The sequence below is a fragment of the Clostridium sp. AF28-12 genome, assembly GCF_003435225.1.
Taxonomy (GTDB): domain Bacteria; phylum Bacillota; class Clostridia; order Lachnospirales; family Lachnospiraceae; genus Pilosibacter; species Pilosibacter fragilis.
Window position 1 is genome coordinate 84645 of the sequence record NZ_QWGJ01000003.1, and the last position, 11963, is coordinate 96607.

At 48.4% G+C, this 11963-nt stretch carries 13 protein-coding genes and 1 tRNA gene; 1 reads left to right on the forward strand and 13 read right to left on the reverse strand.

Annotated features, from left to right (window positions below):
• Positions 1–135 precede the first annotated feature (135 nt).
• Entirely contained in the window at positions 136–1188 is a 1053-nt protein-coding gene (locus DWY93_RS03975; RefSeq protein ID WP_117470260.1) for a tyrosine-type recombinase/integrase, read from the forward strand.
• A 30-nt stretch (positions 1189–1218) separates the two neighbouring features.
• Here DWY93_RS03975 and DWY93_RS03980 read toward each other — a convergent pair whose 3' ends face one another.
• The 13 genes from DWY93_RS03980 to DWY93_RS04040 all read right to left on the reverse strand — a co-directional run bounded on the left by DWY93_RS03980 (position 1219) and on the right by DWY93_RS04040 (position 11916).
• Positions 1219–1590, reverse strand: coding sequence for a DUF2500 domain-containing protein (locus tag DWY93_RS03980; protein WP_117470259.1), 372 nt, complete (start codon positions 1588–1590; stop codon positions 1219–1221).
• 207 nt (positions 1591–1797) lie between these two features.
• Positions 1798–2346, reverse strand: a complete 549-nt coding sequence (locus DWY93_RS03985; protein ID WP_117470258.1) for a hypothetical protein — start codon at positions 2344–2346, stop codon at positions 1798–1800.
• Positions 2347–2419: 73 nt separating this feature from the next.
• The gene (locus tag DWY93_RS03990; RefSeq protein WP_347465648.1) at positions 2420–2605 is read right to left on the reverse strand and encodes a transposon-encoded TnpW family protein; all 186 of its coding nucleotides are present in this window, start codon (positions 2603–2605) and stop codon (positions 2420–2422) included.
• Positions 2606–2920: 315 nt separating this feature from the next.
• Positions 2921–3469 (reverse strand): hypothetical protein, encoded by a 549-nt coding sequence (locus DWY93_RS03995; RefSeq protein ID WP_015554552.1) that lies wholly within the window; start codon positions 3467–3469, stop codon positions 2921–2923.
• 42 nt (positions 3470–3511) lie between these two features.
• A complete protein-coding gene (locus DWY93_RS04000) occupies positions 3512–4738 on the reverse strand; it encodes an SAM-dependent methyltransferase (protein ID WP_117470257.1) in 1227 nt (408 codons plus the stop codon).
• Complete coding sequence (locus DWY93_RS04005; RefSeq protein ID WP_117470256.1) at positions 4738–5376, reverse strand: histidine phosphatase family protein; 639 nt, start codon at positions 5374–5376, stop codon at positions 4738–4740. The genes DWY93_RS04000 and DWY93_RS04005 overlap by 1 nt, the downstream gene beginning before the upstream one ends.
• Positions 5377–5388: 12 nt before the next feature.
• Complete coding sequence (locus tag DWY93_RS04010) at positions 5389–6753, reverse strand: PFL family protein (protein ID WP_117470255.1); 1365 nt, start codon at positions 6751–6753, stop codon at positions 5389–5391.
• A gap of 20 nt (positions 6754–6773) precedes the next feature.
• Positions 6774–7046 (reverse strand): ACT domain-containing protein, encoded by a 273-nt coding sequence (locus tag DWY93_RS04015; protein WP_015554555.1) that lies wholly within the window; start codon positions 7044–7046, stop codon positions 6774–6776.
• 286 nt (positions 7047–7332) lie between these two features.
• Positions 7333–8130, reverse strand: a complete 798-nt coding sequence (locus DWY93_RS04020) for an MBL fold metallo-hydrolase (protein ID WP_117470254.1) — start codon at positions 8128–8130, stop codon at positions 7333–7335.
• Positions 8127–8711, reverse strand: a complete 585-nt coding sequence (gene coaE, locus DWY93_RS04025) for a dephospho-CoA kinase (RefSeq protein WP_117470253.1) — start codon at positions 8709–8711, stop codon at positions 8127–8129. The genes DWY93_RS04020 and coaE overlap by 4 nt, the downstream gene beginning before the upstream one ends.
• Positions 8712–11345: a DNA polymerase I gene (gene polA / locus DWY93_RS04030; RefSeq protein ID WP_117470252.1), complete on the reverse strand. Its 2634-nt coding sequence runs from the start codon at positions 11343–11345 to the stop codon at positions 8712–8714.
• Positions 11346–11404: 59 nt separating this feature from the next.
• Positions 11405–11752 carry a zf-HC2 domain-containing protein gene (locus tag DWY93_RS04035; protein WP_015554559.1) on the reverse strand — a complete coding sequence of 116 codons (348 nt, stop codon included), beginning with the start codon at positions 11750–11752 and terminating at the stop codon, positions 11405–11407.
• 81 nt (positions 11753–11833) lie between these two features.
• A tRNA-Leu gene (locus DWY93_RS04040) sits at positions 11834–11916 on the reverse strand.
• Positions 11917–11963: the final 47 nt, after the last annotated feature.

An 11963-nucleotide genomic window follows, 5' to 3' on the forward strand; every position in this document is an offset into this window, starting at 1 on the left:
GGCTGATAAAACCTGTCGATCAGAGACATCTGTGAAAATGCAGAGAGATCAGACCGGTGCGGAAGAACAACTTTCCGAATCACATAATTGCCATGAAAATGACCGTGAAAGCAAGAATAAAAAGGAGGAATTCTGATGGCCACACTCTCCTACCATGAACAGAAAGATATTGAAAATATCAAGAAACTTCGGGAACTGCAGAAGGAACTCCCTTCTTTCTGTTCCGATTTTTTCCGCGGAATTGAGACAAGCACGTCCACAAGAACAAGGATTGCCTACGCATATGATCTGAAAATATTTTTTCAGTTCTTAAAGACCGCCAATCCCGGCACCTTCGGCAATCCGTCCCATACTCTCACACCGTCTGATCTTGAAAAGCTGACGGTGACAGATCTGGAGGAATATATTGATTATCTGAAATGTCATCCGAGTGATACGAATGAAGATGTTATAAATACAGAACGTGGACTCATGCGGAAGGTTTCTTCTCTCCGCAGCTTCTACAGCTACTTCTTCCGAAATGAACGGATCGAGAAGAACCCAGCCGCCCTCGTGCGCATGCCGAAGCTCCACGAAAAGGAAATTATCCGTCTGGAGATCGATGAGGTGGCAAAGCTCCTCGATGAGGTTGAGGAAGGTGACAAACTGACCGAAAAACAGAAGCTTTACCATGAACGAACAAAAGTTCGAGACCTTGCCATGATGTCACTCCTTCTCGGAACCGGCATCCGTGTCTCTGAATGCGTCGGATTAAATATCAACGACATCGACCTCGATACCTGCGGTGCCAGAGTTTACCGGAAAGGCGGAAAGGAATCCGTGATCTACTTCAGCGATGAAGTCCGTGATGTGCTGGAAAACTACCTTGATGAGCGGGAAATGATCGATGCCGTTCCAGGAAATGAGGATGCCCTCTTCCTCTCCATGCAGCGAAAGCGGATCAATGTGCGCAGCGTGGAAAATCTCGTAAAAAAATACGCGAAACTTGTCACACCGCTGAAAAAGATCACCCCGCATAAGCTCCGCAGCACCTACGGTACCAGCCTTTATCGTGAAACAGGCGATATCTACCTCGTTGCCTCCGTCTTAGGCCATAATGATGTCAATACGACAAGAAAACATTATGCGGCTCAGGAAGAAGAACGCAGACGGTCGGCGCGGAACGTTGTAAGGCTGCGCGAAGATTGACATATTTCTTTCACACTATCACCTCCAGAATCACACGCGCTCAAATGACAGATATCTCGTTCCTTGAAACGTAAGTTTCCCAATGTCGCCTTCCGCCAGCATTCCATATTCTCTGCCAGAAACCGGCAATTCCATCCGGTCACCGCTCTCTACCTGAAACGTGACATAGTAGCTGGTACTTGAAGTCGAATGGTAGCCATGCGTTCCAGACAGGTCACCCGCATTTGCATGGCTATGATGTGTGATATTTTCACGCTTTGCGACGATGGCTGCACTCACTGACAAACGCGGTGACTGATTGTTTTTATGCCATGTTCCGATTCCTGTCACAAACTGGAAGATGATCATGCCAAAAACAATTACGAAGATAATCGGAAACATAAACTCAAACAGCATAAACATATAGCTCACCTCTTCTTCATCTTTCGTCCAATGATTACTCTGAGCACAAAACAAACCTGGAAAGGAGTTATTCTGATACCTATGATACCATATAAACAGCTTTCTTTGGCAGATATTTTTTCAGATTGCCAGAAAAATTTGAAAATGACAAACCTGCGTTTCTTTCTCTATTAGAAACATATATCGATATTGTATTCCATTTCTGAGTTATACTCGCTTATAGATAATTGGTTCATCATATCCAAAAGTTTTCTTTCCATTAACTTCTATGCTTTCAGATACCTCCAGACAACTATCAGAAAACTTTTCCCAAAGCTTAAATGTCATTACCGGTGAAAACTGGCTTGTACTGCCTCCTTCCCAGATTCCATCTTTTTCATGATAGAGCGCCGGAGTGAATTTTTCAGATTTTTTCAATTCAGTGTAGTCAGCATTTTTCATAGAATCATATGAAAATGTACTTTTATCTTCTCCTTCTGGTATTTCATAAGAATACAACACAATTCCATCTTCTTTCTCTGTAATAAGGAAAAGATGTGGGGAAGCATGGCGTTTACCATTTGTCTCATAGTAGCTTTCTTCAACAACAAATTTACCATTAAAATCTTTAGGAAGATTCAAAATTTTCTCATTACAGATTGTATTAATGTGTTCTGCATAAGGATATGTTTTCCCTTCTCTCTGCATATTATCAAACTGCTCTTTGTTATTAAAGTGTCCCGTCATCATATTAATAAAATTATCGAGCTTCATCATGCTTTTTACCTCCAAATTCCGACTTGTTACTCACATGATATCATATTTTTTCTTCAATTACATCCACCAAATTTTAGTACACTGCCATTCGGCTTGCTTCTGTAACCGGCATCCGTTTAATCTTCTCCTGCATTGTTTCCTTTGCATCTTCATTGAAATGATAACGGACAACATAGACTGTCTGGCAATTTTCTTTGTAAATGTGTTCCCCTCTGTTTTTGTATACACAATATGGATTTGTGAAAACATTCGCTATGATTGTCCGTAGGAGGACGGATCATGGTTGACTATACACCGCTTTGGAAAACGATACATGAACGGGAAAATAACTCAATATGCGATGCTTCAGGATAAAGTCCTCGATAACCATACGCTTGACAGGTTGAAATTTTTGTACTTTATGCTATAATCCTTGTATCTAAGCCATTTATTAACCCCTAACTATAAAGTACAAAATTTTTTACTTTTGATTGACATAATTATATTATGTAAACTATCTAAGTAAAAATTTAATTTATACTAAAATACTAAAAGCCGCTCGTTCCTTTTCATGGATCCGGGCGGCATATAAATTCTATTTGATGGTTTGATATTCCAAAAATGAAATCAATTCATTTAAATTTAATTCTACATTCTTAGGAATCGTTAATTCCAGCATATTCGTCTGATCCTGGAGCCATAAATAGTCTCTCTGCTCCTCTTCTTCCGAATAATAATATTCAAAACCATCCTGTACTTCTTTTGAACCTGCGTCTGGATTGTTTCTGATCATTGTCTCCAAACCACTCTTTCCATCAGAAAGTCTGTGTGTAAATAGGACAAATCCATTGTCATAGTGGCAGGAAAAATATCCCTCCCGGACCTGAATGTCCTTCAAGGATGTCTTCCATGGATTGTTATCATTGATCCAGTAAATCCGCTCGGTTGGAAGTTCTGATCGTATATTAGGCGAGTCTGAAGTCTGATATGCATAGATAAAGCTCTCTAAATTTTTGTATGTATCCGGTGTGCTAAGCACGTATTCCTCTGTCTCTGTTGAGGTGTCTGCACTTTCATTCGTTTGGTTCAGGCAGCCAGAAATGAGCAGTGCGGCAGTCAAACATAATACCATATATTTTCTCATACCCTTACACCTCACTCATGAAATCCATTGCGGCTGCTCCATTTACTTCTCTTCCATCAACAAACGATACAACGTAGGTTCCGTATGAATCTCCTTCAGGATCGCCTCGATCGCCTCCCGGTTCTCCTTCCGTTTCCCCTGCTTCACTGCCCTGATCAAAAGATTCTTAGGCGTGTGCTCCATATCGATAAACTCCAGGATCTGCACCCGGTATCCCATAGCCTCCAGCACTTCCGCACGAAGGGCATCTGTATAAAGCGCTGCCATCCGCTCCTTGATAATTCCATAATGGAACACCGGCGCAAACAACTCGCTCTCCATCTGCTTATTCACCTCATGCTGACAGCAGGGAACTGACAGGATCACCTTCGCATTCCAGCGGACCGCCTTTTCCAGCGCGTAATCCGTCGCAGTATCACACGCATGGAGCGTCACGACCATATCGACCTCATCTGTTCCCTCGTAGGAAGCAATATCCCCATGAAGGAACTCCAGTGAGTCATATCCAAACTTCTTCGCAAGACGGGAACAGTGTTCGATCACGTCTGTCTTCAGGTCCAGACCAGTGATCCGCACCGGATAGCCCTTTAAGACCTTGAGATAATAGTACATCGCAAAGGTCAGATAAGACTTTCCACAGCCAAAATCAATGATCCTGGTCTCCTGATTCTTATCAAGCTTTGGAAGCACATCCTCAATAAACTCCAGAAACCGGTTGATCTGGCGGAATTTGTCATATTTTGCGTGGACAATCGTCCCTTCCTTCGTCTGGACACCAAGTTCCACAAGGAACGGAACCGGAATTCCCTCTTCCAGGATATACCGTTTCTTTCGGTTATGGGAAAGTCCGTTCGCCCATGCAGCCTGAAGAGCCGCATCCGAACCGCCGGTGGACCCGCTATCCTGGCCGGAAGCGGAAGCTGCCACGTTTGCCATAGCAGCCTTCTTCTTCACCTTCACGGTAATCTTCCCCTTCTTGCTCACAAGAACCGTCCCACTCTTATCCTGTGCCTCCAGCTGAAGCTGCCGGAAGCTTGTCTCCATAAGACCTTCCAGATAATCCACCGCTTCCTCCGCGGTGAGATTCTTGTGGAATGCCTGCTTTCCGATAAACTCCTCTGCCTGAAAATGCAGGACCCCTTTCGTCAGCACCGGACGGATCTTGGCTTTCAGAAAATCGTTCTTCTCCGCCTGCCCGCTGGCCGTGGCCTGGATCAGACGCTCATTAAAAAAATCAGTGAGTACACTGTGAAGCTCTCTCTTTTCCATCACTTCTTCTCTCCCCAGCCGCCGCGCAAAAGCTCCGGCTCATCCATCAGATGGGCGAAATCGTTAAAACGGTTTAACAGCATCTCCCCGTCGGACTCCCGGTAATAGAATTCCGTGATCCCGCAGTTCTCCAGATGTCTCGCAAGAAGTGGAACATACGCGCCGCCCATATGGAGATAATGAGTCACAAGACTCCGGATCACGCCGCCGTGGGTGACGACAGCCACGGTCTCTGCACCAGACTTTGCGATCTCATCCATGACCGGAACGGCCCGGCGGATCACATCTGCAGCGTTCTCACCACCCGGATACGGAAGATCCTCCTTCATGGAAGCTCTGGCGGCAAAAAAGTCTGCGTAGCGCTCCATAATCACATCGTCGGAAAGTCCCTCCAGATCACCGAATGAGATTTCCCGCAAACCTTCACGTATCAATCTCGGTGCATGGAGCTTTTCATTGATAATATCGGCTGTCTCGCATGCGCGGATCAGGTCACTGGACCAGACAGCGTCGATGGATTCTTTTTTTAGCCTCTCCCCAAGAAGCTCAGCCTGCCGCCTTCCAGCATCGGAAAGCGGCACATTTACATTGCAAAGCGGGCTGTTCTGCCTGCCGTGACGGATCAGATAGATTCTCATAGTTTCTCCTGTTTAGTTCTTAAAGCTGTGGATCGGAGCCGGAATCCGTCCGGTTCTGCTTACAAATTTTTCACAGCTGAATGCGTTCACTGGCATGATCGGCGCATGTCCTAAAAGACCGCCGAACTCTACCGTCTCGCCCACACCTTTTCCGATTACCGGGATCAGGCGGACTGCTGTTGTCTTCTGGTTTACCATGCCGATCGCCGCCTCATCCGCGATGATTCCGGCGATGGTTGCGGCACTTGTGTCTCCCGGAACCGCGATCATGTCAAGACCCACGGAGCATACGCAGGTCATTGCCTCCAGTTTCTCGATGGTAAGAGCGCCCTCGTTGACCGCATCGATCATTCCCTGGTCCTCGCTGACCGGAATAAATGCACCGGAAAGTCCGCCGACGTAGGAAGATGCCATAACGCCGCCCTTCTTTACCTGGTCATTTAACATAGCGAGGGCAGCCGTTGTCCCCGGTGCGCCTGCTCGCTCTAAACCGATCTCCTCCAGGATCTCAGCAACGGAATCGCCCACAGCCGGAGTCGGCGCTAAAGACAGGTCGATAATACCGAACGGGATACCGAGGCGTGCGGATGCCTCTTTCGCAACAAGCTGGCCTACACGGGTGATTTTGAATGCCGTCTTCTTAATAGTCTCACATAACGTCTCGAAATCAGCGCCGCGGACAGACTGCAGCGCTGTTTTTACAACACCAGGTCCGGAAACACCTACATTGATGATCGCGTCAGCCTCTGTGACACCGTGGAATGCACCTGCCATGAACGGGTTGTCATCCGGTGCATTGCAGAAAATAACAAGCTTCGCGCAGCCTAAGCAGTCGTTGTCCTTTGTGTACTCCGCGGTTCTTACGACCATCTCGCCCATTAAACGGACAGCATCCATATTTAAACCTGTTTTTGTGGAGCCGACGTTGATGGAGCTGCAGACGAAATCTGTCTCTTTTAACGCCTGCGGGATGGAACGCATCAGATTTTCATCGGCTGTCGTCATGCCCTTGGATACAAGAGCGGAATATCCGCCGATAAAATTGACGCCCACCGTCTTTGCCGCGCGATCCAGGGTCTTTGCGATAGTCACAAAGTCTTCCGGGCTCTTACATGCGGCACCGCCCACCAGGGCGATCGGTGTCACGGAAATTCTCTTATTTACGATCGGGATTCCGAAATCGCGCTCGATCTGTTTTCCTGTCGGAACCAGATCCTTAGCGAGAGTCGTGATCTTGTTGTAGATCTTTTCATTTAATTTATCGAGATCGGAGTCGCAGCAGTCCAAAAGGCTGATGCCAAGGGTGATGGTACGGACATCCAGGTTCTCGTGCTCGATCATATTGTTAGTCTCATTTACTTCCAGACGTGTAATCATAATCTTTTCCCTCTCCCTAATCAAATACGGTGCATCTTTGTAAAGATTTCTTCACGCTGGCACTTGATGTTGACGCCGATTCCAGCACCGATCTCATCGAGACCGGAAGCCATTTCATCGAATGAAACGCTTGCGCCGCTTCCGTCCACGATCATCATCATGTTGAAATATTCCTGAACAATGGTCTGGGAAATATCAAGGATGTTAATTTTATGGTCCGCAAGATATGTACATACCTTTGCGATAATGCCTACGGTGTCTTTTCCTACTACAGTGATAATAACTTTATCCATGAAAATTTTCCTCCTTGTGTTGTGCCTTCCACGTATCTTAATTTGATCCGGCCCGGCAGATATGTTCTATTGAAAGGCGGGAATCTCGGGAAAGGTAGCATTATACAGTGTTAAAGCATAAAAATTTTCTTAAAATATATCATTACATCCCATAAGATGCAAGCTTTTTTTGAGATGCACCAGCGTAAAGATGTAAGTGAGTTACTGTACACAGATAGGAATTTTCCGAACTGAAAATTCCGTACAATACGCGGGACGCCCGAATATGCCGGGACATTCTCTCTGACTACAGGCTGATGATCTCCGACATTTCATCCCGCTTCGCCACGGCCAGATGGAAATCGTCTGCATGGTACGGACAATCTCCCATGTCGATCTCCAGACGTACAGTCTCATAGGCCAGCTCCGGAATATTGTTCTCCTTGCTCAGATGGCCGAGTAATATATGTTTCAATCTGCCGCTCAAAATGCAGTTCAAGAGACGTCCTGCATTTTCGTTGGAAAGATGTCCGAAATCCCCCATAATGCGGCGCTTTAAGTAGTACGGATACGGTCCCGTCTCCAGCATCCTGAGATCATGGTTGGACTCCAGAAGCACGGCGTCCAGATCCAGCAGATGGTCGACGGTATACTGATTAAAATGGCCGAGGTCCGTCGCCACCGCCACGGACTTGTTTCCCGACTGGATCCGGTATGCCACCGGGTCTGCGGCATCGTGGTCGATGTGAAATGGCTTGACTGTCAGATCCCCCAGGGCGAACTCCGTGTCCGGAAGGATCGGGTGAAGAAGCTCTTCCGGATACTCTCCAAGGCCCTTGATATTTTTGATCTCATTTAACGTCCCTTCCGTAGCGTAGATCGGGACTTCATATTTTCTCGCGAGGACGCCGAGTCCCTTCACATGGTCAGAATGCTCATGAGTGATGCAGATCCCGTCCAGCTCGCTTGTCTTTAATCCAACCTCGTTGAGCCCCTGCTCGATCCGCTTCGCGCTGATACCGGCATCGATCAGGATGTGGCTCTCCTCCGTTCCTGTGTAGATGCAGTTTCCACTGCTGCCGCTGGCGATACTAACAAATCTCATTCCAGAATCTCCTTCAGCTGTCGTTTGATATCGGACTCGTCCCCATTGTTGTCGATGACCCGGTCGCAGAGCGCGCGGTACTCTTCCTCCGATGCCTGTCTTTCGATGATATCCTCGCACTTTTCACGGCTGTAGCCCCGGTTTGCCATAAGGCGGATGATCCGGTTCTCCTTTGTGGTGTAGACATACCACAGCTCATCAAAGAGATCCTTCGGCGCGGTGTCAAAGACTGCCGCCTCGATGATCACAAGCTGCTCCTCAGCCGCTTCTGCTGCCTCTTTCATGGTCTTCCACACAAGCGGATGGATGATGGAGTTCATGGTCCTTAACGCATCCTTATTGCGGAAGATCACATCCGCCAGTGCCTTCCGGTCCACGGACCCGTCCGGGTCGAGAAATGAGGTTCCGAGGGCTTCCGTGACTTTTTTCAGTCCCTCGCTTCCCGGCTCCATGAGATCGTGGGCCACAAGATCCGCCAGAATGATCTTCGCTCCAAAATCCTCTTTCAATACCGCCAGCACACTGCTCTTTCCAGCGCCGACACCGCCTGTAATTCCAATAATTTTCTTCTTCTGTTCCATTTATTTCGCCTCAAACCAGTTCTTTCCGTCATGCATGTCGATCTCTAACTCCACCTTTAAGGATGCCGCATGATGCATCTCCTCGGACAGGATCTTCATAACTGTCTCCTTCTCGTCCTCTGCTGTCTCGATGAGAAGCTCATCGTGTACCTGCAGGATCAGTCTGGAGCGAAGATTCTCTCTTCTCAGTCTCTCGTCCACCCGGATCATGGCAATCTTGATGATATCGGCGGCGGTTCCTTGGATCGGGGAGTTCATCGCCACGCGCTCACCGAAGGATCGCTGCATAAAGTTCGAGGACTTTAATTCCGGTACCGGGCGGCGGCGTCCGAACATGGTGGTGACGTACCCCTGTTCCTTTGCGTGAGCCACAAGGCTGTCAAGAAATGTCTTGACCTGTGGGTAAGTCTCAAAATACCGCTCGATATACTCCATGGCCTCTTTTCTGGAGATGCTCAGGTCCTCGCTGAGCCCAAAGGCACTGATCCCGTACACGATCCCGAAGTTGACCGCCTTCGCGTTGCGGCGCTGCAGTGGTGTCACCTCGTTTAACGGGATATGGAATACCTGGGATGCCGTGATGGCGTGGATATCCTGGGCAGTCTTATAAGCCTCGATCAGGCGCTCATCGCCGGACATGTGGGCGAGAACGCGCAGCTCGATCTGGGAGTAGTCGGCATCCAGGAACAGGAATCCGTCCCGCGGCACAAAGACCTTCCGAATTTCCCTTCCAAGTTCCATGCGGATCGGGATATTCTGGAGGTTCGGCTCCGTACTGGAGATCCGTCCAGTCGCCGTGATCGTCTGGTTAAAGCGGCTGTGGATCCGGCCATCGTCTTTGATATATGTTCCCAGGCCGTCCGCGTAGGTGGAATTTAATTTTGTATACTGTCTGTAATCTAAGATCTTTCGGATCACCGGGTAATCCGGGGCGAGCTTTTCGAGGACATCTGCCGCTGTTGAATAACCGGTCTTTGTCTTTTTTCCGCCCTTGATCTGCATCTTCTCAAACAGGATCTCGCCTAACTGTTTCGGGGAGTTGATATTGAACTCCTGTCCTGTCATCTCCCAGATCTCCTTCTCGAGAACGGCGATCTGTTTCTTCAATTTCCCGCCGTAGGCGGTGAGTTCTTCCCGGCGGACCGCAATTCCCTCATCTTCCATGTGGAATAACGTATAGATCAGCGGAAGCTCGATATTCCGGTACAGGTCCTCCATTCCTTCTGCTGCCAGACGCTCTGAGAGCGGTTTCCCGGCGGCAAAAGCGGTGTATGCCATAAGTCCCGCCATGCGCGTAAAATTATCCTGTTCTTTCGCGCAGGCGTCCTTATAGGACATCTTTTTGATCAGGTCTGTCTTTGACGGGACCGTCATGCCGAGAACATCCCTCGCAATGTCATCGTACCCATAGGTGTCCTTTAACGGATTTAAAAGGTACGCCGCGACACCCGCATCGTAAACGGTATCCCCGTAGGAAAGCTTCGCAAACGGCAAAGAATGCTTGAGATCCAGCACCCAGGCATGGCCTGTGCGGCAGAGCTCTTCGTACTTTCCGGCGATATAGCTCTCCGTCATAAAACCTCCGACCAGGAAAATATAGCTTCCGGTCTCCTCAAAGCTTAAAGCGAGAGCTGTCACGGATCCGTTCTCCGCGAGAAGCTCCATACCGATGTGATCTTCTTTCTTTGCCTTTTCAAAGAGCGCGTCCGCCTCTGAGAAATCTTCCACGAGGACAAACTGCTTCTCCGGTCCGCCCTCATTCCTGATCCCCTCGCCGAATCTCGCTGCGATGGACTTGAACTCCAGACGCTTCATGCATTCGTAAGCTTCCGGCGTGTAGAGATTCTCCAGCTTCGCGTCCGCCATGGAAAACTCAATGGGGGCATCGACACAGATCCTTGCAAGCTTCAGGGAAAGCTCCGCAAGATCTCTGTGCTCCTCCAGCGCCTTTTTCGCGCGGGGCGGTTTCACCTCGTCGAGATGGGCATAGATGTTTTCCAGATTTTGATACTGCACAATGAGGCTTGTCGCCGTCTTCTCACCGATGGACGGAACCCCCGGGATATTGTCAGACTGGTCGCCCATCAGGGCCTTCACCTCGATAAACTGCTCCGGTGTTACCTGGTACTCCCGGATCACGTCCTCCGGGTAATAGTTGTGTACTTCTGTGGTTCCACGGCTTGTCTTCGGAAGACAGATCCGGATATGGGTATCGGAAAGCTGTAAAAGATCCCGGTCTCCGGAGAGGATCGTCACCTCATATCCGTCTTTCTGCTCACGTTTCGCGATGGTTCCAAGGATATCGTCCGCCTCATATCCCTCTTTTGTGAGGATCGGAACACCCATGGCCGTCAGAACTTCCTTCATAAGCGGTACCTGCTCGTGAAGCTCCTCCGGCATCGGTTTTCTTGTTCCCTTGTAGGCGTCGAACATCTTATGTCGGAAGGTCGGCGCTTTTAAGTCAAAGGCCACCGCCAGGTAGTCCGCTTTCTCCTCATCGAGAACCTTGAATAAGATATTTAAAAAACCATAGACCGCGTTCGTGTGGAGACCTTCCGAGTTTGTCAGGTTCGGCACTCCGTAGAACGCGCGGTTTAAGATGCTATGACCGTCGATCAGTACAAGTTTTTCCATGTTCACTCCTGTTTTCGATAATATTTAAAAGGATCTGTGATGATCCGTCAGACATCTCTTTATAGAAATCCAAACGTATTCCAGATCCGAAGCTGCAAAAGGATCATGACGATCAGAGCCATTCCAGTCAGCGTTGAGACTGCATAGGTTGTGATCTGAAACATGGAAATATGGCGCAGCGAACGGTAGGATTCTGCGACCTTTCGTTTCAGATCTCCCACGATATCGTATGTTCCATCCGCTTCATCCAGCTTTTTTAAACCCACATCCACCATATAGTGGATCTCCAGCTCCTCCCGGCAGTTCTCACAGGTATGGATATGGTCAAGAAAGTCTTCCAGTTCAGTCGGGGACAGTTCATCCTTCATATACGGGACCACCATTTTTTCTGCTTCCACACAGGTCATGGAACACGCCTCCTCTTATCAGAATTTCCTTTTATGCAAAAAAGACACGACCATCGTGAGAAAGTCATGTCTTTTCGTTTCTGCCGGCGGCCGGACTTGAACCGGCACGAAGTTACCCCCGTCAGATTTTGAGTCTGATGCGTCTGCCATTCCGCCACGCCGGCATATCTTCGCGGCTGTGTATTTCAACAGCCGCATATAATTCTATCAT